This is a genomic window from Streptomyces sp. McG3 (genome assembly GCF_018619185.1).
Lineage (GTDB): Bacteria > Actinomycetota > Actinomycetes > Streptomycetales > Streptomycetaceae > Streptomyces.
Genome location: NZ_JAAXYC010000004.1, coordinates 24,662 through 49,903, shown reverse-complemented (window position 1 = coordinate 49,903; position 25,242 = coordinate 24,662). Strand labels below are relative to the sequence as shown.

At 72.9% G+C, this 25,242-nt stretch carries 3 protein-coding genes; all 3 read right to left on the bottom strand.

Features of this window, described 5'->3' with window-relative positions:
* Positions 1–2: 2 nt before the first annotated feature.
* The 3 genes from HET64_RS01225 to HET64_RS01215 are packed head-to-tail and all read right to left on the bottom strand — an operon-like array spanning position 3 to position 25,241.
* Positions 3–1,127 carry a MupA/Atu3671 family FMN-dependent luciferase-like monooxygenase gene (locus tag HET64_RS01225; protein ID WP_215101276.1) on the bottom strand — a complete coding sequence of 375 codons (1,125 nt, stop codon included), beginning with the start codon at positions 1,125–1,127 and terminating at the stop codon, positions 3–5.
* A gap of 7 nt (positions 1,128–1,134) precedes the next feature.
* Positions 1,135–15,015, bottom strand: a complete 13,881-nt coding sequence (locus HET64_RS01220) for an SDR family NAD(P)-dependent oxidoreductase (protein WP_215101274.1) — start codon at positions 15,013–15,015, stop codon at positions 1,135–1,137.
* Positions 15,016–15,023: 8 nt separating this feature from the next.
* Positions 15,024–25,241: an SDR family NAD(P)-dependent oxidoreductase gene (locus HET64_RS01215; RefSeq protein ID WP_215101272.1), complete on the bottom strand. Its 10,218-nt coding sequence runs from the start codon at positions 25,239–25,241 to the stop codon at positions 15,024–15,026.
* Position 25,242 lies beyond the last annotated feature (1 nt).

Genomic DNA, 25,242 nt, shown 5'->3' with positions numbered 1-25,242 from the left:
TGTCAGCCTCGGTCGTAGTACCAGCTGACGTCCCGGCGACCGCTGGCCGCCCGAGGGCCGAGGCCGGGGACTGTGGGGCGCACCTCGTGCGCCGTTCTCGCCGAGCAACGCCGGCGAAGTTCGTCCAGAGCGGGCAGGGCGTCGAGCACCGTCGGGAAGGGGAGTCCGAAGTCCACCAGGCAGGCGACCTCGTCGACTCCCGCGGCACCGAGCCGGTCGACGGTGGCGGCGCACTTGTCGACGCTGCCGAGCAGGGACCTTCGGCTGTAGTAGTCCTCGGCAATCAGCTCGGCGAGCTTGTCCTGCTCGGCGGTGTCGGTCCCCCGTGAGGTGCCGCTGACCTTGTCGTCCTGCCTCTGCTGGCTCATGAAAGAGCTGAGGTACTGCTTGACGGGACGGCGGACGAGCTCCCAGACGTCCTCGTCGCCGCTGCCCACGTAGGTGTGCATGCCGACGGTGACGACCCCGGCGGCGGGGTCGTGTCCCGCCTCCGCCCGCGCCGCCCGGTACGCGGTGACGTTCTCTTCGAGCTTCTCCCAACTCGTCAGCAGAGTCAGGATGTTGAGCCCGCGCCGACCGGCTTCCAGCCAGGTCCGGGGGTTCGACGTGTGGACGAGCCACAGCGGGAGTTCCGGCTGTCGGGGCCGGGGGAAGGTCCGCACTTCCAGTTCCCGGCCACCCGGGCCAGGGAAGGCCACCGAATCGCCCCGCCACAACCTCTTCAGGGTGTCGATGTGGCCCAGGGTGTCCTCCCGACGCGTCTCGTAACCGTCGGGGTAGAACACGAAGTCGCCCTGGTGCCAGCCGGTCGCCACGCAGACGCCGGCCCGGCCACCGGAGAGCTGGTCGACGAGGGACCACTCCTCGACCACGCGCACTGGGTGGTGGTGCGGCAGCACCACGCTGCCCGCCCGGATGTCGATGTTCTCCGTCGCCACGGCCAGGGCCGCGGACAGTACGGCCGGGTTCGGGAAGCTGCCCCCGAACTCCTGGAAGTGCCGCTCTGGCGTCCAGATCGCGGCGAAGCCCCGGGCGTCGATGAATCGGGCGACGTCAAGGATGAAGCGGTAGCGCTCCCCGAAGTCATAGCGGTCGTTGGCGGAGAAGAAGTAGACGCTCAGCTCCATGGGGTCCTCACTTCTTGCCGGGTCGCTGGGCCGGGTACAGCGAGGCCGGGAACATCCCGACCGGAGCGCCGGCCACGTCCAGAAGGGGCGAGAGCGTGCGCGCGATCCGGGCGAGGTTGTCGTTGTGGGCGATGGTGTGGTGGTCGGCCGTCATCTCGTGGATGGTCATGCGGTCGCCCACGAAGGCGGCGAACCCGTTGGACGTGTCCTTGCTCGTCCGGGGCACGGCGGGAAGGTGGTTGTCGTTGCCCGGGGCCAGAAATCCCTCCGTGGCGTGGAAGAGCGTGGTGGGGACCGAGGTGGTCAGCGGCTCGGGCCGGTACTCCTGCAACAGGTCGCCGTTGCGGAGCATCACCTCGTGCCGGACCAGGATCTGGCGTTTGATCAGCTCCTGGTCCGGCCCGGAAGCGGCGCGCAGGTGGATGTGCCGGGCCACGAAGGAGAGCTGGGCGTCCAGGTCGAGGCCGTGGAGATCGGACAGGGTGACCTGCTCCGTGACTCCGTACCTCTGGCACATCGCGTTCCCGAGCATGACCAGGGAGAACGACTCGGCCTCGACCTCGGTGACCGTTCCCCAGTCGACGCTGTCCCACGACTCCGTGCCCGGCATGATCGGGTCGATGACGATCAGGTGCGACACCGCTTCGCCGGCCTTCTGCAACTGGGCGGCCATCTCGTAGGCGAGCACGCCCCCGAACGAGCAGCCTCCCAGCAGATAGGGCTCCCCGGGGAACTGCTCCCGCAGTTCGGAGACGTAGTGGGCGGCCATCTCCTTCACCGAGGAGTAGTTCCCCGACCCCGCGGAGCCGTGGGGCCCGACGCCCAGTTGCTCCAGCCCGATCAAGGGAGTGTGCGAGCCGAGGTGGCGGGAGAGGTAGATGGCGTAGCTCACCTCGCCGTACAGGTTGTGGGCCCAGAAGGAGCGCCTGCCGTTGCCGTAGCGGTTGATGGACACGAGCGGTGACGGCTGTTCGCCGTCGCCGGACCGTGGGGCGGGGCGGGTTTCGGCGATCTCACGGGCGACGTCCTCGGAGACGAGGTCCCAGGGGGCGCGGTCGAGTTCGCGCAGGGCCGGAGGCGGCGCGATCCACCGGTCGAAGTCGCCGAGTTCCCCTTCGACTCCCTGGACACCGCGGATCACCTGCGCCCTGCCGACGCCCGAGAGCGGGCTCGGCCGGTACCGGGCGGCCGTGTCGGCCAGGGCACGGCGCCACCGGACCGCGTTCGGCAGCCATCGGTGCAACGCCTTCGCGGGCATGGGCGCGTACGGCTCCAGCAGCCGTGCCGCCGCCTCCGTGCGGGCGTCGAGGTCCGCAGCGGGGACCGTCGCGTCGAGGGCCGGGCGGGCACCCGCACCCCAGACGGCGGCGAGGGTCTCCGCGACGGCGGCGACGGAGGCGGCGGGCGACTCCGCCGCAGGCACGAGTCCGGGCTCCGGAGTGCCCAGAAGGAAGAGTTCGGCGACGTCCACACCGGCGTCCAGGAGCAGCCTCGCCGTCTCGGCGGCGACGAAGCCGCACAGGCCGTGCCCGACCACGCGGCAGGGCCCCTCACCATGGCGTGCCAGAACGGCTTCGGCACAGAATCGCGCCAGGTCGGCGATGTCTCCTACCGGTTCGGCGTGGTCGCCGAAGCCGGGGGCTTCGAGGCCCAGGACCGGTCCCGCCGCGGCGAGTCCTTCGGACAGATGGAGCAGCCAGGTCAGTTCTCCGGTGTCGCCGAACAGGCAGTAGGCGGGGACGCCCGTCTCCGTCTCCGTGAAGGGGATCCAGACGGGCTGGGCGGTGAGGCGAGGCGCCGCGCCGCTGACCGGGGCGGCCGTGTCCGGCAGCATCGGCGCGGCCGTGTCGGGTATCTCGTCGGGCAGCACATAACTGCGTCCGAGGTGGGCTGCGAGCCGGTCGACGCTGGGGTGTTCGAGGATCGCCGCCATCGGGATGTGATCGCCGTAGCGCGCCTGGATGGTCTGCATGATGCGCATGGCGCCGATCGAATCGACACCGTACGAGGCGAACTCCCGTGCCGGGTCCACGTCGGTGGGGCGTATCCCGATGCCGTCGGCGATGGCCTCGCGGACGTACGCCCACAGCGGAGCGGGCCTGCCGGACGAGTCCGGGGCCGCCGACGGCGGCGAAAGGAGCGGGGCTGCGGCGACGGGTGTGCGGGCCGCGGAGGGTACCGGGACGTCCCGGTATCCATCCGCCGAGGCGGCAGGCGTGGAGCTGGGCTGCCGGGGGCCCGGTGAGGGCGCGGGCAGCCAGTGGCTGGTGGGCGCGAACGGATAGGCCGGCAGGGTCACCCGCCCGCGCCCCCCGGCCGGATGCAGTGCACGCCAGTCGACGGCGGCACCGCCCGCCCACAGGGCGGCAAGCCTCCGCGCGTCGCCCCGGCGGGCTCGGTCGAGTGCGGCGGCGATGTCGTCGGCGTCCCACCCAGGGCCGGACTCCGCCCCGGCCGGGGTGGAGGCGTGCAGCCTCTGGTCGGGAGTTCCCGCCACGTGGTTCCGCAGCACGTCCGCCAGCTCGTCAAGTGAGGTGGCCGTCACCGCGAGGCGGGCGGCGAAGGGGCGACGCCCGACCTGCAGGGTGTACGCGATCTCGGCGGCGGTCGGCCTGTGCGGTCCGCCGCTCGTGACAAGGCGGTCCAGATGTGCCATCAGCCCCCGAGCGTGGGCATCGAGCCGTTCGGGGGTGCGCGCGCTGAGTACGAAGAGGTGCGGCGCAGCTGTGTCCGGGGTGGTGTCCGGCTCGGTCGCGGGAGGCTCCTCGACGACGATGTGCGCGTTCATCCCGCCGAATCCGAAAGAGCTGACACCGGCTCGCCGGGGCGCCGGCGAGCCGGTGGCCCGGTCGATCGGCCGCTGCCACGGCCGTACGGAAGTGACGAGGTGGAAGGAGGAACCGGACAGCCGCACACCGGGGTTGACCCGCTCCACGTGGAGCGTCGGCGGAAGTACGCCGTGCCGGAGGGCGAGCAGCACTTTGATGAGTCCCGCGATGCCGGCGGCGGTCTCCAGATGCCCCACGTTGGTCTTGACCGTGCCGAGCCCGCAGTGCTGGAGACCAGCGCCCTCCGGAGCTCCCTCGCGCTCGAACGCGGTCCGGAGTCCGGTGACCTCGATCGGATCGCCCAGCGCCGTCCCCGTACCGTGCGCCTCAACGTAGCTGATCTGCTCCGGGCCGACCCCGGCGTCCTCCTGGGCACGGGTGATCACCGCTGCCTGGGCAGCGGGGTTCGGGGCGGTCAGCGAGGCGGCGCGTCCTCCGTGGTTGGTGGCGCTCCCGGTGATGAGGCCGTGGATGTGGTCCCCGTCGGCCCGTGCGCGGCTGAGCGGCTTGAGGAGAACGGCCCCGACTCCCTCGCCCCGTACGTATCCGTCCGCCCGGTGGTCGAAGGCCTTGCAGCGGCCGTCGGCGGCGAGCATGCCCGACGTGGTGAAGGCGTCGAATCCGGTGGTGGACAGGATGATGTTGACTCCACCGGCGATCGCGAGGTCGCACTCGCCGCTCCGGATGGCGCTGACGGCCCGGTGGATCGCGACCAGGGAGCTGGAGCAGGCGGTGTCGACGGGCTCGCTGGGACCGCGCAGGTCGAGCAGGAACGAGATCCGGTTGGCCAGCACGCTGTGGTCGTTGCCGGTGATGAGCTGGCCGTCCACGCTCGCGCCGCGTTCGCGGGCCAGTTCTCCGTACTCGGAGGAGGCCACACCAACGTAAAGCCCGCACCGGGTGCCCGCGAGGTCCGCCGGGTCGTGTCCCGCCTCCTCGATCGCGGCCCACACCGTCTGCAGGAACAGGCGGTGCTGGGGGTCCATGACCCGGGCCTCGCGTGGCGATATCTGGAAGAACTCGGCGTCGAAACGGTCGACGCCGTCGAGGAATCCGCCCTGGGGGCGCCGGGCCGCGTCGATTCCGGGGAAGCGGTCGGACGGTGCGTCACCGACGAGGTCGCGGCCTGCCGCCAGATGGTTCCAGAAGCTGTCCAGATCCGGTGAGCCCGGGAAGGCGCCCGCCATGCCGACGACGGCCACGGGTTCGTTCACCCACGGGTGGGGGTCGTCAGCGGCCTCGGCCCGGCTCGGCGCCTCCCGCACCGGCGGCTCCGTGGGGCCGCTCGCCAAATCGGGGCTCCCGGCCGGCGGGGCGGTCAGGAGATCCACCACCGCGGCGACGTCACGGCACCCGTAGAGGATCGCGGGGCTGACGTCGAGGTCGAACTCGGCACCCAGCCGGTCGGCCAGTCTCACCATGGTCACCGAGTCGAAGCCGAAGTCGCTGAGGTGGTCGGCCAGGTCGATGTCGGAGCGTGAGACGCCCAGGAGTTCGCAGATCAGCCCGACCAGGGTCTCCTGAGCGGCGTCCGGGCCCGGCCGGTCGGCCGCCCTGGTGGATTCCTCGGTGTCGGGGGTCGACGGGTACTGGGTCACGGGAAGCTCCTCGGACGGGAACGCGGGCCCGTCGTCGACGGCGGGGCTCCGGTCCGGCAGATCCAGCCAGTACCGGTTGCCCGCGAAGGGATAGGAAGGCAACGAGACGATCCGGCCGCGACCGCCGTCCTCGTTCGGGTGGGCTACGCCGGCGAGGCCGTCCACCCACGCGCGCGCAGCCGGGTATCCGCCCGCGGGCCACGCGCCCGCTGCGGGACTCCCGGCCGTGTCGGCGGAGCCGCCCGCCCGCGCGTTCGTCAGCAGATGCGGCGACGACCGTCCGTTCGCGTACGCGTCGAGCACGTCCACCGCGTCGGCCAGGCTGCGCACGGGTGCGGCCAGGCGAGCGGGCAGGGGTTCCCGCCCGAGGCGCAGGGTGTGGGCGACATCGGCGAGTCTCAGTTCGGCGCCGGTTTCCCGCAGATGGTCACCGATGCGGATCGCGTGCGCGCGGAGTTGTCCGGCGGTGCGCGCCGACAGGAACAGCACCTCGCCGACCGGCCCGGCGGGGTCGGGTTCCGGCAGTCGGCGGGGAGGCGCCTCCTCCAGGATGACGTGGGCGTTGGCACCTCCCGCCCCGAAGCTGCTGACGGCGGCCCGGCGTGGGGCGCCGGCCGGCCGGGTCGGCCAGGGCGTGGGTTCCCGGGGCACCTGGAATCCGTCCGCGGTGAGCGGCCCGTCCGCTCCGAGGGTGGGAGCCAGGACTCCGTGGCGGAGCTGCATCAGAGCCTTCGTCAGCTGCGCCATTCCCGATGCCGCTTCCAGATGGCCGATGTTGGGCTTGAGGGAGCCCACGGCCAGGGACGTCCGACCGCCGGCGGTCAGGTACGTGCGGCGCAGCGCTTCCAGCTCGACCGGATCGCCCACGGGTGATCCGGTGGCCTGGGCCTCCACGTACTGCACGGAGGCGGCGTCGATTCCCGCCGCACGCAGCGCGTCCTCGATCAGCTCGACCTGTGCGTCGGCGCTGGGCACCCCGTAGCGGTCCGCCGTCCCGTCGGAGTTGGCGGCCGAACCGAGGACGCAGGCGTCTATGCGGTCGCCGTCCCTGACGGCGTCCGACAGTCTCTTCACGACGACCGCTCCGACGCCTTCGCCGGTGACCATGCCGTCGGCCTCGCTGTCGAAGACCCGACTCCGGCCGTCGCGGGAGAGCATTCCGGCCGTCGCGAGGTCGAGATGGTGGCTCGGATGCAGGATGAGGTTGACTCCGCCCACCAGCGCGGTGGTGCACTCCCCCGCCCGTACGCTCGCCGACGCCAGGTGCAGGGCGGTCAGGGAGGAGGAGCAGGCGGTGTCGACGGTCATGCTGGGACCGGCGAATCCGAAGGTGTGGGAGACGCGGTTGGCGAGGGACCAGGACGACGCAGGCGCCTGGAGCCGGTTGCCCCGCCCCCATTCCTCGGTGGCGAGGAGCTGGTACTGCCCGTGATGCATCATCCCGACGAAGACGCCGACCCGGGCGCGTCCGGTCTCTCCGGCCCGCGATCGCAGCCGCGAGGGCGGCCACCCGGCGTCCTCCAGCGCCTCCCACGCGGTCTGCAGGAACAGGCGTTCCGCCGGGTCCATCCGCTCCGCCTCCCGCGGCGAGATCCGGAAGAGCAGCGGGTCGAACCGGTCGATGTCCTCCAGGAACGCTCCCCAGCGGTGGTAGGAGCGTCCCGCTGCCCTGCCCGTGGGGTCGTCGTGGTCGGTCAGCGGCCACCGTGTCCCGGGGATCTCCCCGATGGCGTCGTCACCGTGCAGCAGCAAGCTCCAGAGGGTCTCGGGATCGCGGGCTCCGGGGTAGCGTCCCGCCAGACCGACGATGGCGACGGGCTCCACGGCCTCGTGGCGGGGGGTGCGGGCGGAGACGGCGGAATTCCGCGCGCGAGGGGCCGGATCGCGGTGAGCCGGCGTCGCGCCTCCGTCGTGCCCGTCGGCAGCGGGTGATTCCGGGGTAGCCGCGACGTCGTCCACGGGATCGGGGGATCCACCGGCCACAGCTGCCGCCAGCCGTGGCCCGCAGGCGTCGATGAGCCATCGGGCGATGTCCGTCACGGACTCCCCCGTGGTGAGGACTTCCCGGGGCAGCGGCCCGAGGCTGCGCTCCAGGATCTCGCGTGCCTCCATGGTGGTCAGCGAGTCCGTCCCATAGGCGATCAGAGGTGTTCCGGCCTCCAGTTCGCCCTTCTCCATGCGCAGCAGTCCGGTGTATGTCTCCGTGAGCAGGGCGACGGTCCGTTCGAGGAGGTCGTCGCTCCCGGGCGAATGCGCAGGGGTCTCGCTGTCGGTGACCGTCGGAGGGGGTGTCGTCGCCCGCTCCGCGCGCGGGGAGACGGAGGGGTCCGGGACCCACGGGCCGCGCTCGGCGATGAAGAGCCGCTGACCGCACTGCTCCGGCGTCCAGCCCTCGACGCCGAAATGCCGGACGCCTCTCATTCCCGCCTCGGTCATCAGGCCGCGCCAGGCGCCGGGGGCGAGCAGGGGCGAGTGCGGCAGCCGCAGTTCCTCGTCCCGGGCATGCCACCAGCCGTCCGTGAGGCCGAAGACCGGGGTGACGCTGTCGAGTACGCGGGTCGCCTCGTTCACCACGAGCAGCGCACCCGGCCTCATCAGACGGGCCACATGCCCCAGGGCCGCGCGCACGTCAGGGACCGCGTGCAGGACGTTCGTGGCGACGACGAGGTCGTAGCGGTCCTCGGCAAAACCCTGTCCGGCCGGGTTCGCGGCGATGTCGAGCGGGCGGAACACGGCGTAAGGGCGGCCGGCGCCGAACCTCCGCTCCGCTCCGAGCAGCAGGCTCGGCGCGATGTCGGTGATGTCGTAGCGGACCCGGTCGGCGAACCGGTCGAGGACGTCCAGCACCTGCCGGGTGGTGCCGCCGGTGCCCGCCCCAATCTCCAGGACGCGCAGCGGAGCCGTTGCGGTGGCCGTGCCCAGAAGAGCCGACCGGGTACGGACCGCCTCCGCGACCGCCGCCGCGCACAGAGCGTTGAAGTGCCGGGTACGGGGATCGTCGTGGTAGAGGGCGGCCAGACGGCGGTCGTCGCCTCCGGGAAAGAGCACGTCGAGGCCGCGCCGGGCACCCGTGAGGATCTCGGGGAGCGCGGCGACGCACTCCTCCATCAGGTCCAGGGTCGGGCCGAGGTGGGGGAACCGCCGCAGGAGGGCTTCCCGCCGGTGGCTGTCGTCGGGCTTCCCCTGGGGACGTTGGAAAGGATGAGCGCTGTCCAGTGCGGCGCGGAGCGCGTCGAAGAGGCGGTGCTGCGCGGGTACGACTCCGAGGGCGGACCTGAGGCCGTCCGAGGACGGGCTGTCCCCGGCCGGATCCGGCAGCCCCATGGCGGTGAGCTTTTCCCGGACGAGCTGTCGTACGTACTCGTCCACGGTGTCCAGGTAGTCCGGAGCGAACGGCTCCCCCGCTGCGCGCACCGCCGCACGGGTCGCGGCGAGGACCGGGCCGAGCGTGGCGGGCGTGGCCGACGGTTCCAGGGTGTGGTGCTCGCTCGTGGCGACGGGCGTCACCTCCGCCAGGGCGTCGGAGACCTTGAACGGCACCACGTGGGAGGTGTCCGCGGTCAGTGCCTGCCGGAGGTAGCGCCAGCCTTCGTCGGACGAGATGGGCTGTACGCCCCACTCCGCGAGGCGGCTGCGGTGCTCATCGGTCGCGACGGCCCCCTGGTCCCCCCAGAAGCCCCAGTCGAGAACGGTCACCGGCCAGTGCAGCGCGTTCGCCAGGTGCAGCCCGTAGGCGTCCTGGAACGTGGAGCCGGCGGCGTAGTTGGACTGGCCCGGGTTGCCGGTGTGGGCGATGGCCGAGGAGAAGAAGGCGAGGAAGTCTAGGGGTTCCGCCGCCAGGGCGTCGCACAGGGCGACGGTCCCCCGCACCTTGGGGCCGAGAGCGTCGGTGAAGGAGACGTCGTCGGCACGGGCGATCGTCCGGTCCGACAGGACGAAGGCGGAGTGAATCACTCCGTCCACGCCGCCGAACCGTTCCCGCATCCGGCTCACGACGTTCCTCATCGCCGACGGATCGGTCACGTCCGCCGCCGCGTAGTCGACCGACGCGGCGCCCGCCAGGCGCAGCCCGGCCAGCAGCCCCTCGGGCAGGTCGGCTTCGGGGCGCCTGCCCACGATCAGCAGTCGGGCCCCGAAATCCCGGGCCAGCCGCTCGCTGATCGCCGCTCCGAGACCACCCGCACCCCCGACGACGAGATACCGGCCGCCCGCCCTGAACGGTGAACGGGTCCTCTCCCCTTCGGGCATCCGGACCGGCATCAGCCGCTTCGTCAGGCGGGCCCCGTCGCGCAGGACCACTTCCTCGTGGGGGAGCCCACCCGGCTCGGCGTCGATCCGCGCGAGCAAGGTGTCCCAGGTGTCCGCCGCGGAGCAGTGGGCGAGTTCCGCCCCCGCCACGTCGACGCCGACCACCGTCAGGAACGGCATCTCGCGGGCGAGGGTCCGGGTCAGGCCGTGCAGGGAGGCAGCGAACGGATTGGCGGTCGGAAGTGCGTCGTCGGTCTGCTGGCTGTCGTTGGTGACGACGGTCAGACGGGTGCCCTGGGGGCGGAGTTCGGCGATGCTCCGAGCGAGGTGGAAGAGCGCCAGGCAGCCGTGGCGCTGGGAGAGTTCCAGGTGGTCCAGGTCGGTCGGCGAGTAGCGCCGCCGCTCCACACCGCCCAGGAAGTAGACGTGCCCGAGCGTGGGCAGCTCGCGAAGAATCCGGCCGAACGCCTCCGCGGAGGCGAGGGCGGTGATGTCGACCAGCCGGGCGTCTGCTCCGGCTCGGCGGACGATCGCGGCACCGAGGCCGTGGTCCCGTTCCGTGGTGAACACGAGGGTCGTCCCGGAGCGGTCGCCGGGCGTTTCCCATACGGGCCCGGTCAGCCGCCACACCGGCCGGTAGGCGGGCAGGGAACCGGTCCGGGCCGGTCGGACAGCCGTCAGGCCGGCGAAGCGTACGAGCGGTCGGCCGTCCTCGTCGTACAGGTCCACGTCGCAGCGCACCGTGCCGCGTGCCGGATCGGCCTCCACCAGCCGCGCGTGGGCGTAGCGGGCCTGCCCCGAGGGAGCCACGAGGTCCACCCGTGCCACGGAGACCGGAAGGGTCGCCGGTTCGTCCCAGAAGGGCACCGCCCCGTGGAGCGTGTGCAGGGCCGCGTCGGTCGCGCCGGGCTCCAGCCACCAGTCGCTGCCCCCTCGCGGGGTGGCGGACAGTTCGGCAAAGGCTTCTCCGTCCCCGCGGTACATCCGGCGGACGAGACGGTAGGCGGGCCCGAACGCGAGCCCTTGTTCCGCCGCGCGTCCGTAGAAGGAGTTCGCGGACTCCTCCCGCGTACAGCGGGAGCGGAGCGCCGCCGGGTCAGCGCGTCCGGCCGGCTCCCCCGGTACTGTCGACGCGGTCATGGTCGCGTGGACGGTGGTGCCGTCCGGGCCGCGCGTGATGACCTGTCCGCGGACGGTGTCGCCCTCGGCGGTCAGCAGGACCGTCGGCGCACCCGTGTCCAGATCGAGAGGGGCACGCCAGCGTACGTCGGTCAGCGCGGCGACGCCGTGGCCGGTCAGCCGGGCCGCGGCGGCCCGGACGAGTTCCAGATGGGCCACGCCGGCCAGGACCGGTCGGCCGTCGACCACATGGTCCGCGATCACCGGATCGGTGGGAGGCAGGTCGAGTGCGAACTCGGCTGCTCCGTCGCTGTTCCCGACCTCCACGAGCGGTGCTCCCCCACGGGCGCCGACGGCCTCGTCGGAGACCGACCCCGGCCGGACCGCCGGGCGGACCGACGGCCAGTGGGACGGCCCGGCGAAGGGGTATCCGGGGAGCGGGACGATGCTCGGCCGCGGGGACGTCCCCGGTGCCGCGGTCCAGTCGATGTCGGCGCCACGGGCCCAGAGGTCGCCCAACTCGCGCCAACGCAGGGCGCGGAGCAGTTCGTCTGTGCTTCGGCGTGAGGTGCCGGCCGGTCCGTCCCCCGGTGCCGTGGCGATGTGCTGCGGCTCGTACGGCTCGTGCGGCTGCCGAAGACGCTCGACGAGTTCGTCGACCGAGGCGACCACCAGCGCCCGGCGGTACGCGAACGGCTCGCGGCCGACGCGCAGCGTGTGCGCGATGTCGCGAAGCGGCCGGGGAGCGTCGGGCCGGGTGAGCGCCCTCGCCAGGCGTTCGGCCATGGCCGTCAGCCGGTCCGGGGTCCGGGCCGAGAGCAGGATCAGATGTTCCTTGCCCTCCTCCCCAGCGCCGGGAAGGGACCCCTCGCGGTCCCCGAACTCCTCGACGATCAGGTGTGCGTTCGCACCGCCGGCCCCGAAGGAGCTGACCGCCGCCCGCCGGGGAGTGCCGCCCCGCGTCACGTGCCAGGGCTCCAGGGATCGCTGGAGCCGGAAGGGTGTCGCGGCGAAGTCGATCAGCGGATTGGGCGGGTCGCTGTGCAGAGTGGGGGCGAGCTTCCGGTGCCGGAGCTGGAGCAGTACTTTGGTCAGACCGGCGATGCCGGCGGCCGCTTCGGCGTGGCCGATGTTCCCCTTGACCGAGCCAATGGAGCAGAACCCGCGGTCGGGTGTGTACTCCCGGAAGGCGCGCTCCAGGCCGTCGATCTCGATGGGGTCGCCCAGTTCGGTCCCGGTGCCGTGCGCCTCGACGTAGCCGATCGTGCGGGGGTCAACCCCGGCCCTGCGCAGTGCCGACCGGATCACGGCGGCGTGCCCCTTCGGAGAGGGCACGGTGTAGCCGTTGGTCCGTCCGCCGTGGCTGATCGAGGTGGAGCGGATGACCGCGTGGACGTGGTCGCCGTCGGCGAGCGCGGCGGACAGGGGCTTGAGCACGACCGCGCCGACGCCCTCGCCCGGGACGAAGCCGTTGCCGCCCTCGCCGAACGGGCGGCACACGCCGTCGGGCGACATCATCCGCTGCTCCGAGAGCATCGCGTACTTGAGGGGGTGCAGGTTGAGGTAGGCGCCCCCGGCGACGGCCATCCGGGATTCGCCGCGCCGCAGGCTCTCGCAGGCCAGGTGCAGGGCCGTCAGGGAGGCCGAGCACGCCGTGTCGACGGACATGCTGGGTCCGTGGGCGTCGAGGAAGTAGGACAGCCGGTTGGCGAGCGAGAACTCCATGGAGTGGGCCGAGACGGGGTTGCCCTTGCCCCATTCCTCGGCGCCGACCAGTCCGTAGGCCAGTCCCGTGGTGCCGACGAACACGCCCAGGGCGTGGCCCTCCTCGGTCCGGGTGGCACGGTGCAGCCGGGCCCGTGTGTATCCGGCGTCCTCCAGGGCGGACCAGGCGACTTCGAGGAACAGCCGTTCGGCCGGGTCCATCCGCCGGGCCTCACGCGGCGCTATGGAGAAGAACAGGGAGTCGAAGCGGGTGACGCCGGAGAGGAAGCCGCCCCAACGTCCGTAGCTGGAGCCGGGCCTGCGGTCCCCGGTGTCGTGCCACAGGTCCTTGTCCCAGCGGTCCGCGGGGATCTCGCCCGTGCTGTCACGGCCGCCGCTGAGCAGTTCCCACAGGTCGCCGACGTCGTCGGCTCCGGGGTAGCGGCCGGCCAGTCCGACGATGGCGACGGCCTCGTCGGCGCTCGCGCCTTCCGGGGCAGGGGGCGCGGGCGCGGCATCCGGTGCGAAGGCCGTCGACGAGCCGGTCGTGAGCGGGTCCGGGCGGTGGAGCGCTGAACGCAGCGGCTCCTCGAAGGCCGTGGCGAGGTGTCGGGCCAGCTCGTTCACGGTGCGGTGCTCGAACAGGAGCGTCACCGGCATCGGGCATCCCAGGAAGTCCTCCAGCGACACGGAGAGACGCTTGATCATGACCGAGTCGATGCCGAGCGCCGAGAACTCCTGGTCGGGGACGAGTTGTCCCGGACGCATCCGGGCGAGACCTGACACGACTTCGACGAGGTGCGCGCTCGCCGCCCGGACAAGGTCGTCGTCCTCGGACCTCACGGCCGCGGGGGTGACGGACGGCGCGACGGCCCCGGAGGTGCGGCCGGAGGCGAGGCGGTCCGCCACGAAGCGGTCGATGCGCCGGCCGTCCCCGTACACCACGACGGTCTCCGGGCGGTCGGCCCGCAGCGCGGCGGACATGACCGCGAGACCGGTCTCGGCGGGCATCGCGGTCATGCCCTGCAGCGTCGCGACGGCCAGTTCGTCGCTCGCGCTCAGCCGCATCCCGCCGCCGTCCCACAGCGGCCAGCCGATGGCGACCGTGGTGCCGGACCGGTGGCCCCCGGCGACCTGGGCGGCCCGGCGCGCGGCGAAGCCGCCGAGCGCCCGTCCGGCCGCGGCGTAGTCGCTCTGCCCGGGATGGCCGAGGTAGGCGGCCATGGAGGAGAAGAGCACGAAGGACGTGAGAGGTTCGTCGCGGGTCGCCTCGTCGAGGTTTCGCGCCCCCATCACCTTGGGGTCCAGGACGCCGTGGTGCGCCGAGGGCGCCTTGTTGGCGATGTAGGAGTCGGCGTTGACGCCGGCGAGATGCAGCACTCCGGTGAGCGGGCCGAACTCCTCGCGGGCCACCGCGACCGCGGCCCGGACGTCGTCCAGCCTGGTCACGTCCCCGCTGACGTACCGTGCCCGGCCACCGACCCGCTGGATGCGTGCGAGAGCGGCAGGCGGGATGTCCGCTTCCCCCGTGCGGCCCATGAGGACGCATCGCGCCCGGAAGCGGCTCGCCAGCAGCTCCGCGAGAGCCAGTCCGATTCCGCCCGCGCCCCCCGTGACGAGGTAGACGCCCTCGTCGGCCAGTTCTGCCTCCTTGTCCCAGGCGAGCTCCACCGACGGCATCACCCGGACCCAGCGTCCCCCGCCGTCGTACCGCACCTGCGAGAGGGGCTGGTCCGTGCGTGCCAGCTCTCCCAGGGCCAGGGTCGCGAGGTCCGCCGACGGGTCGACCGACAGGGAGACCATGCGCAGCCGGCGGTCCTCCTGGGCGGCGATACCGCAGAAGCCGCCGAGCGCGTCGGCGGAGAGGTCCCGGTCGTCGCCCACGGCGACGCAGGCCACGGCGAGACGGTCATGGACCCGCTCGCGGACGAGTGTCGCGAGTGCGGGGTACACCGCGTCCAGACAGCGCTCGGGACCGGATGTTGTGATGATCACGATCCGTTCCGGGGCGGGGCCGTTCAGGCCGGTCTCCCGCCACAGGCGTGCCCATGCCGATTCGTCCCGCGCTCCGACCCAGTAGGTGGAGTCGTCCTCGCGGTGGAGGCCGGCGTCGTGCGTCGCGTGGACGAGGACGGCGCCCGTGGGCGGGACGAAGGTGGGAAGCCCGCCGCCGGTCCGGTCGAGGACGAACACGGTCCCGGCTCTGGTCCCGGCCACGGACACGGCGGATCGGTCGCCCTGCTCCCATCCCGGGGCGAAGCACCGCACCGTGGGAAGCGTCCCGTGGCCGGCGTCCTCCCGGGGCGCGGCGCCAACGGCGATGAGGGCGGCTGCCTCGGCCGCCGGAAGCTCACCGCTCCGGACCAGTTCGAGGATGCGCCGTCTCGACATCTGCTCTTTCACAACACACCTTCCATGAACTGTTCCACGTGCTCGACCGAGACACGGCCCTCGCTGAGTGCTTGCAGGACGTCGGGCAGCGTCTCCTCCCCGCCATCACCCGACGCGGCGGCGGGAGGCGGATTCCCGGACGCTGCCGTCTCCGTGGGACCGGCCCAGTGGCGTTGGGGCTCGAACGGGTAGGTGGGCAGCGGTGTCCGACGGCCCGGGGGCGGCGGCGGGAGCATCCCGCCGGTCACCCAGGTGACCGCGTCCGCGAGGACCGCGGACCGCGGAACGGAGCCGGGGCTCCTCCCGTCCGCTTCCCCGGTACCGGCGCTCGTCCCGGTGATCACCCGCGGGTCCGGCACTCCGTCCAGGTGCGCCCGGAGCGCGGCGGTCAACTCCTGCGCGGTGGTCGCGACGACGGCCAGACGACTGGCCATCGGGTCCCTTCCCACGGTCAGGGTGTAGGCGATGTCCGTCAGGGGCGGCAGGGCCGCTCCGTCCTCACGCAGGTCCTCAAGGAAGTCGTGGAGCTCGCCGGCGTAGGCCGTGAGGCGCTCGTCGGTACGGGCCGACAGCGGGACGACACAGGGGCGTACCGGCGCTGCGTCCACGGCAGGCGAGGATTGCGGGTAGTCCTCCAGCAGCACATGCGCGTTGGTGCCCCCGAGTCCGAAGGCACTCACGCCGGCACGTCGTGGAAGGCCGCTCGGCGGTTGCCACGGGGTGAGCCGGTCCACGACACGGAAGGGGCTGCCTTCCAGGTCGAGCAGCGGGTTGGCCTCGGTGAAGTGGAGCGTCGGCGGGAGCGCGCCGGCCCGCATGGCGAGGACGGTCTTGACCACTCCGGTGAGACCGGCCGCCGCCTCCGTGTGCCCCACGTTGGACTTGACGGTGCCGAGGGCGCACCAGGATTCCGTCCGTTCGTCCTCGGCCGTGCCGGTCCCCGCGGCGAACGCCTTGCGCAGACCGCGTACCTCGATCGGGTCGCCGACCTCGGTACCGGTGCCGTGGGCCTCGATGTAGGTGATGGTGCGCGGGTCCACCGCCGCGTCGCGGTGGACGGAGGCGATCAGCTCCGCCTGTGCCGTGGGGTTGGGCATCATCAGGGAGTCCCGCCGGTCTCCGCCGCCGTGGGAGACCCCGCTGCCCCGGATCAGCGCGTGGACGGTGTCGCCGTCCGCGAGCGCCCGGGAGAGGGGTTTGATCACGACGGCGACGGCGCCTTCGCCGCGCACCATCCCGTTGGCACGGCGGTCGAAGGCGGCGCACCGCCCGTCCGGCGAGATGATGCCCAACTGGCCGAGCGCGACGAAGAGATCGGGGGTGAGGAAGAGGTGCACGCCGCCGACGATCGCGCTGTCGCACTCTCCGCCGCGTACGGCACGCACCGCGCGATGGAGGGCGGTGAGGGAGCTGGAGCACGCCGTGTCGACGGCCTCGCTCGGTCCGCGCAGGTCGAGTTGGTGGGACACCCGGTTGGCGATGAGGCAGTGTCCGCTGCCGCTGACGACATGGCCCTCACGATGACGGCCCGCGCGGTGCAGGAGCCAGTCGTAGTCGCGCGAGGTCGCGCCGACGAACACACCCGTCCGGCTGCCGCGGATCTCCGACGGGCGGTGGCCGGAGTCCTCGACCGCCTTCCACGCCGTCTCCAGCATGATCCGCTGCTGCGGGTCCATGAGCTCCGCCTCCAGCGGGGTCATGGCGAAGAAGTCGGCGTCGAACCGGTCGACCCCCTCGATGAAGGACCCCCAGCGGCTGTTCACCTTCCCCTCGTCGCGGTGCGGATCGCCGAAGAACTCCCGCCAGTCGAAGCGTTCCGCCGGGATCTCCGACACCAGGTGCACGCCGTCCCGGAGATGACGCCACCATGTCGCCAGGTCAGGCGACCGGGCGAAGCGGCCGGCCATGCCGACGATGGCGAGGGGCTCGGCAGCCGGACGGCTCTCCGCCCGTGCCCCGGCCCTGGGCGCGGGCCCAGCGGTCAGCTCCTCATTGGCCGGCCGCTCCGCCGACTCCCGCGTCTCCTTGTCGGGCGTCGCTTCGGGACCGGTGGCGTGGCGGGCCAGGTGTTCGGCGAGGGAGTCGATCGTCGCGTGCTCGTACAGCAGGACTTTGGGGAGCTTGCCGAAATCGGGCTCCAGGGTGCGGACCAGTTGGATGGCGCTGAGCGAGTCCATGCCGAAGGCGTCGAACGAGGCCCCGGAGTCCACGTCCTCTTCCGCCATCCCGAAGAAGCGGGCGAAGACGGCGCGCAGCAGGGTGCGGACCGCGTCGACGTCCCGTTCGGGGGTGGCGGCCACCGCGTTGCCCTCGACGGTGGCGGGGGGCACGGGCTCCGATGCGTGTCGGGGCCTCAAGGGATCGGCCTCCGGTCGCGGGCTCTCAGCCACGGTCGGGACGGGGGCGGTGGCCGCGCGCGGATGCTGCGGCTCCGCCGGTACCTCACCGATCATGACCGCGTTGTCGAACTCGGCCTCTGCGAGATCCGGTGCGCCGAGGGCCCAGGTGGCCGAGAACCCCTGCTCCCGCATGGCCCGCCGCCACCCGGCCACATCCAGGAACGGGGAGTGCGGGAGCCGTACGTCCGCGTCGACGCTGGACCAGTAGCCGGGCAGGGCACCGATCATGGCGGTCATGCAGTCCCGGTTGCGGACCAGTTCCTCCAGGACGAGAAGTCCGCCCGGAGCGAGCAGCCGCCGGACGCGCGCCAGGCTGTCGGCGATGCTCCGGGTGGCGTGGACCGAGTTGGCCGCTATCACGATGTCCGCGGCCGCCTGGCCGAAGCCCTGTGCCTCCGGTTCGCTGTCGAGGTCCAGGACCCGGCACTCGAAGGCGACCGCCCCGCCGGCAAAGCGTCTGCGGGCAGCGGGCAGGAACCCGGGTGAGACGTCCGTGAAGACGAAGCTGACGTTCGTCCCGACGTCGCCGAGCGCGTCGAGCAGTCGTCGGGTGGTCCCGCCGGTGCCTCCTCCGATCTCCAGAAGGCGCACCGGGCGCCCGGGGCGTCGTGCGAGCAGTGCCCGCACCTGTCCGGCCACGGTCCGGGCCACTATCTCGTTGTGGTGGTCGGCCACCGCGTTGCCGTCGTAGACGCGCAGCAGCAGGTCGGGCTGGGCCTCGGCGAAGTAGACCTCCAAGGGGTCGGCCTCACCGGCCAGAATGTCCGGGAGCCGGGGCACGCATCCGGTCACCACGTCGACCCAGGGCCGGAGCTCCGGATGGTCGTCGGCGAGCGCGGCCGCCTCGGCGGAGAGCCAGGCAGACTCCTCGGGCGTACCGGGGCGGCTGTGCGGCGTGGCCGGGGCGCGGGCGATCATGAGAGCCAGCGCGTCCGCCAGTCGTCCGTACCGGGTCTCGTCGGCGAGGCGTGTGCGCAGACTCCGCGGCGTGGGCGCGCCGGAGTCGCCCGCGCCGCCGAGTAGATGGCGGCTCCAGCGGCGCAGCAGGGCGTCCAGGCGGTCCATGCCCCGGGACGCCTGTACGCCACGGAACCCGCTGCGGGAGACGAACGTGTCCACGGCGGCGATGACGGATGCGGTGGTCGTCTCGTCACGAGGCGGTGTGCGCGGGGCGGCCGTCGTGGCCTCGTCGAACCAGTACGTGTCCCCCGCGAAGGGGTAGGTCGGCAGGGAGAGCCGGGGCAGTGCCTCCACCGCGGGCGCCGTCGGCAGCGTCGCGTTGCCGCGAGCCCACTCGGCCGCTGCCCGCACGGTTTCCGGGTCGCTCGCCCGTACGCGTTCCTCTCCCAGGACCCGGTCGTGCGGGTGCGTCGCGTCCGCGTAGGCGCCCAGCCGGCGAAGCAGGTCGGACATCGAGTCCGCGAAGACCGCGAGGCGGCAGGGCAGGTGTTCCCTTCCTCGGCGCAGGGTCGCGGCGACGCGGTCGAGCCGAGTGTCGGGGCGTTCGGCGAGGAAGTCCCGGTGTCTGCGGACCAGTTCGCGCAGGGCGGTCTCGTCCTTCGCCGCGAAGGGCAGGAGGACCGGACCGGCCGTGGGCCGGGGCACGGACCGTGCGGGAGCCTCCTCGATCACCGCGTGCGCGTAGGCCCCGCCGAACCCGAAGGAGCTCACCCCGGCACGGCGCGGTGTTCCGGCTGCCTGCTTCCACTCCAGGGGCTCGCGGTTGACGAACAGCGGGCCGGCGTCGACGTGGCAGCCGGGGTTGGGGGTCTCGAAGGCGGGCATGGCGGGGATGAGTTCGTTGCGCAGCGAGAGGATGGTCTTCACCACTCCGACGAGGCCGGCGGCGGCCTCGGTGTGGCCCAGGTGGGCCTTGGCGGAGCCGACCGCGCAGACTGCTCTCTCGTCCGTGTGCGGCCTCAGCGCCGTCGAGGCCGCCTCGAACTCGACCGGGTCGCCGAGGGCGGTGCCGGTGCCGTGGGCCTCCAGGTAGCTCAGGGTGCCGGGGGCGATGCCCGCCTGCTGCCACGCAGCTGCCAACAGCTCGCTCTGCCTGGCCGGTTGGGGTGCTGTGACAGACGCGGCGTTGCCCCCGTGGCTGACGGCGACGGCCTTGATCACGGCGTGGACGGGGTCACCGTCCTCGATCGCCCGGTCGAGCGGCTTGAGCAGTACGGCGGTGACGGCCTCCCCGGGTACGTAACCGTCGGCACGGGCGTCGAAGGTGTGGCAGCGCCCGGACGGGGACAGGGCGCCCAGCGCCGAACTGCGCAGATAGTGCTGGGGGCTGAGGATCAGGTTCGTCCCGGCCGCGTACGCCATGGCGCACTGACCCGAGCGCAGCGCGTTGACGGCCAGGTGCAGGGCGTACAGCGACGACGAACAGGCGGTGTCGACGACCATGCTGGGGCCGGACAGGTCGAAGGCGTAGGACGCGCGGTTGGCCGCCATGGACACGGAGGTGCCGGTGACGTCGAAGGCGCCCGGCGCCCCGCCCCGGCGGGCCATCTCCTCTTCGTAGTCGCTGAAGCACCGGCCGACGAACATGCCGGTCGCCGTGCCTCTCAGCGTTCCGGCGACACCCGCGTCCTCGGCCGCCTCGTAGAGGACCTCCAGCAACAGACGGGACTGCGGGTCCATGCCCCGGGCCTCGGCGTCCCGGACGCCGAAGAAGGCGGCGTCGAACCGGGTGACGTCGTCGAGAAAGGCACCGTGGCCGCAGTCGGTACCGGAGGCGAGTGTCCCGGTGGGGTCGTGGTGCTCCCGGTGGTCCCAGCGGTCGGCGGGGACCTCGCTCACCAGGTCGTGCCCCTGGACGAGCCGGTCCCAGAGCTGGGACGGGTTCGCGGCGCCGGGGAAGCGCCCTGCCATGCCGATGACGGCGATGGGCTGCTCCGTGGGCCGGAGGTCGTCGGAGGCAGTGGCGCGGGGCCGGGCCCCGGCTCGCTCGGGTACCGCCGTCGCGCCGCGATCCGCGCCACCGGCCGTCTCCCCCCGGGCCGGGCGAAGTTCACGTACCGCGTCGGGGTGCGTGTCGGTCAGGTACCGGGCGAGGCTGGAGACGTTGCTGTGCCGGAACAGCAGGGTCGGCTGGAGGTCGACGCCGAGCCGCTCGGAGAGCCGGCGCACCAGGTCGACGACCTGGACGGAGGACAGGCCCAGTTCCATGAACCCGGTGTCACCGAGGGACCGGTGCCCGGGGCCGGCCCCGGTGGGGACCAGGCCGAGGACCAGTTCCTCCAGCGACGACTCCGCGGTCACGAGCAGTTCCTCCCACGTGACGTCGCGCCCCGGTTGGGTCCTCGACGCGGTGACACCGAGTCGGCGCTCCAGCAGCTCCCGGTCGCCGCAGAGGACCACGACCCGGCTCTCGTCGGCGGCGAGAGCCCTTTCCAGCGCGACCAGGCCTTCCAACGTCTCCAAGGGACGTGCTCCGATGCGGGCCAGCACCTTGTCCTGCATCGACGGGTCGACGCGCATGCCACCGTCCCGCCAGAGCGGCCAGTTGACCGCCAGCGTCCGGCCCGCGCGTCGGCCGGAGCGCCGTAGGTCCTCCCGCCAGTCCGCGAACGCGTCCAGGTAGCGGTTGGCGGCCGCGTAGTCACTCGCGCCCGCGTTGCCCACGACCGACGCGACGGACGAGTAGAGGAGGAAGTAGTCGAGGTCCTGGTCCTCGGTGGCGGCGTCGAGCAGGACGGTGCCGGTGATCTTGGGAGCGAGAACTCTGCGGAAGGACTCGGCCGTCTTGTTGACCAGCAGGGCGTCCTCCACGACGCCCGCCGCGTGGATGACCCCGGTGAGCCGTCCGAAGCGTTCGGTGATCTCACGGACCAGGACCCTCGCCGCGTCCCGGTCCGTCAGGTCGCAGGAGAGATACGCGGCGCGAGCGCCGAGCCCCTCCAGTTCGGCGACCGCCGCCTCGGTTCCCGGGCCGGAGGGCGAGCGTCCCGTCAGAACGATCGCCACCCCGGGCGTCCGCGCCAGGAACCGCGCGGTGTGCAGGCCGAGCGCGCCCGCCCCGCCGCTGATCATGTAGGTGCCGCCGGTACGGGCGAGCACCGGGCGGTCCGTGCGCCGGTCGCCGGACGCGGTCGCGCTCACCGGCACGAACCCGGTGACGGTGCGCTCGCCCCCGGCGTACCGGACCTCGGCGTCGCTCTCCGTCTCACGCCCGGGCCGGTCCGCCAGGGCGTCGGCCGCCTCCCTCAAAAGGGTCTCCATGTCGACCCGTCCGCCGCCGAAGCCGACCGTCCGCAGGGCCAGCTTGGGCTGCTCCAGCCGTACGCTGCGGGCGAATCCGCCGACGGCCGCGTCCGGGGGGTTCTCCTGCGCGCAGGGGTAGGCGTAGATCAGGGCGAGCGGGGCCGTCCGGCCGAGGGCCCAGGCGCGGCACACCGGGAACAGGGAGAGGAGCCCGCCGACGTCCTGGGCGCGGGGTGCCTCGCCCCTCCCCCATGCCCACAGGTGGAGGAGCGCCGAGGGCTCGGCGCCCTCCGCCCTCAGGTCGGCGGCGAGGGCGAAGGCGTGCTCCTCGTCGCCCGGCCGGACCTCGAAACTGTCCGGTCCCGTGCGCGCGTACGCCATGCCGGGCTGTACCCGCACCACGCGCCGGCATCGGGTGCGCAGTTCCGCCACCCGCGCGTCGTCGGTGTCGAGGGCGATGACGACCGCGTCGGCGAAGGCGCCGGAGCCGGATTCCGCGGGCAGCGGCTCGGGCAGCCGGCGCGGCGCGTACAGCAGGGGGGTGTCGGTGGCCGACGGGACCGCGTCGGCGGAGGGGGCGGGTGCGACAGGGGCCGTCGACGTGTCCCGGGGGGCGAGCCAGTAGCGGCGGAGCGTGAAGGGATAGGTGGGCAGGGGCACCCGGCCGGCTCCTTCGATCACGGGCCACGCTGCGAGCTCTCCGCCGACCCAGAGTCCGGCCAGAGCGGCCTCGTCGGGTGCGGCGACGCCGTGGCCGCTCCGGCCGGGGCGCACCCGGCCGGTGTGGAGCGGCGACCCGGGCGCCCGCCCGTCGGCGAAGTCCTGGAGGCTCGCGGCGAGTTCGTCGAGGTCTCGCACCACGACCGCCAGTCGGTGCTCCATCGGCCGGCGGCCGGCCCGGAGAGTGTGCGCCACGTCGTCGAGGCACGGTCCGGCAGCGGCCCGGAGGTGCACCGCCAGTCGGTGCGCCTGTCGACGCAGCTCGTCCTCGGTCCGCGCGGACAGCGGTACGGTGCGGGGTTGACCGGCCCCGTGGGCCGGTGGCGGGGGCGCGGCCTGGGTGAACTCCTCGACGACGAGGTGGACATTGGCTCCGCCCGCGCCGAAGGTGCTGAGCGCGGCCCGCCTGGGGCCCACGGCGCCGGTCGCCGGGTCGACCGGGGCGGCCCATGGCTCCTCGTGCGCGGGCAGGCGGAACGGAGTTCCGTCGAAGGAGATCCCGGGGTTGGGGCGGCCGATGCCGGGCCCCGCCGGGATCGTCCGGTGCCGCAGGGCCAGAAGTACCTTGGCCAGCGCGGCCATCCCCGAGGCGGCCTCCAGGTGCCCGATGGTGCCTTTGGCCGATCCGATGGCGCAGGCGCCGGGGGTGACGGCACCGTGCTGCCGGTAGGCGGAGGTGAGCGCCTCCACCTCGATCCGGTCGCCCAGCGTCGTGCTGCTCGCATGCGCCTCCACGTAGCCGACGGTGTCGGCCGTGGCGTCCGCGTCGGTGAGGGCAGCGGAGATCACCTTGGCCTGTGCGTCGGGGCTGGGCACGGTGTAGCCACCGGTCCGCCCGCTGTGCCGGAGCGCGGAGCCCCGGACGATCCCGAGGACGCGATCCCCGGAGGCGAGTGCGTCGGCGAGCGGCCGGAGGACGACGACGCCGACCCCTTCTCCGGGGACGTAGCCGTCGGCTTCAGCGTCGAAGGGACGGCACCGACCGCTCTCGGAGAGCAGCCCGAGTTCCCCGAGCCGCAGGTACTTGTACGGGTGCAGCGAGAGGTTCACGCCTCCCGCCAAAGCGGCCCGGCACTCGCCGCGCCGGATGCTCTGGACCGCGAGGTGCAGTGCGGCGAGCGACGCGGAACACGCGGTGTCCACGGTCACGCTGGGCCCTTCGAAGTCGAAGGCGTAGGAGATCCGGTTGGTGAGGGCGGAGGACCACGATCCGACGATCTCGCCCCCTCCACCACGCCACCGGTCGAGCCCCGTCAGCTGGTAGTCGTTCCACATCGCCCCGGCGAACACCCCGACCGCTCCGCCGGTCTGTTCCGCCAGTCCCTCGGGGGTGTGTCCGGCGTTCTCCAGCGCTTCCCACGCGGTCTGGAGGAGGAGGCGTTCGTGCGGATCCATCGTCAGCGCCTGCTCGGCGGACAGATGGAAGAAGGATGCGTCGAAGTCGGCCACGCCCGCACAGAAGGCCCCGGTCTGGGCGGTGTCATCCCAGCGCTCACGGGGGACGCCGGTGACCTGGTCGACGCCGTCGCGCAGCACCTCCCAGAGGTCCTCGGCCGTCGCGGCCCCCGGGTAGCGGCCCGCCATGCCCACGATCGCGACGGGTTCGCGGTGCCCTTCCTCCCCGGCCGGCGAAGCCGCCGACGGCCGGCGTGCGGGCGGGGGCGCCGTCACCGGGGCAGTCGGCGCGGTCTCCTCCTGGACCGGCGCTCCGAGGCCGATCCCGCCGAGGTGGTCGACGAGGGAGCGCACGGTCGGGTACTCGAAGAGCAGCGTCGGGTAGAGCTCCGTGCTCAGCCCGTCCTCCAGAGCGTCGGCGATGCCCAGCAGGTCGAGGGAGTTCAGTCCGAGGTCGTAGAAGCCGCGGTCGGGGTCGATCTCGTCCGGGTCGAGCCCGAGCTTGGCCGCCACCAGCGCTTCCACGGTCTCGCGAAGACCCCCGGCACGGGGGCGGGGCGTGTCGGCGGCGGCGTGCGAGGGAGTGGTCGCCCCATCGCGCTGCTTCCCGGTCTGCGGGGGCCGGTGGGTGATCAGATCCGCGGAGCGTACCCGCTTGGCCCGGAAGCCACCGAGTCGTGCGACGACGGTTCCGTCGAGTGAGCACACCTCCAGGTCCGCCTCGAACAGTTCGCCGTCCAGCCGCCCTGTCACCGGCCCCGGCACGTGGACGAGGTTCTCCGCCCCGACGCCGCTGGTGGCGTGGAAGGAATCGACGTAGATGGGAATGAAGGCGTGATCGGCGTCGGCGCGCCGGTCCTGTCGGAGGAGCAGCATCGGCACCAGGGTGGCGAAGTCGAGCACCGCCGGGTGGGCGTGGAACCGCTCCAGATAGGGCTCGGCCTCGGCAGCGACACGCATACGGGCCAGGGCGTGGTCCCGGCCCACGTGCACCAGACCGGTCGCCTTCATGAATCCGCGGTGCCGGATCTCGATCCGCCGTGCGAGACCGTAGAGGTCCTCGACATCGACGACCTCGGTGCCCGCGGCTTCCAGCACGACGTGATCGACGCGCCCCGGCCGGGGTTCGCGGGCTGCGGGGTGGATCTCGGCGCGGCAGTTGGTCTCCCAGGCCCCGTCGGAGCCGGCGGGCCTGCTGCGCACGGTGACGGGCAGCCGCCCCGTGCCGCCGGGACCGATCTCCACGTCGATCCGGCGTCCTTCGGCGGTGCCAAGGACGGGAGCGAGGAAGGTGACGCGCCGCAGTTGCACGGCCGCGGGGTCGACTCCGGCCCGGCCCACCAGGCGGAGCACGAGGTCGAGGAGGAAGACGCCGGGCAGCACGGGAACGTCGTGCACCAAGTGATCGCGCACGGCCGCGTCCTCGGCGTCGATCGTCGTCGTCGCGCGTCGGCCCGCCAGGGTGCTCAGGAGGTCCTCGGTGTACTCGGGACTCAGGTTGTCCGCCATG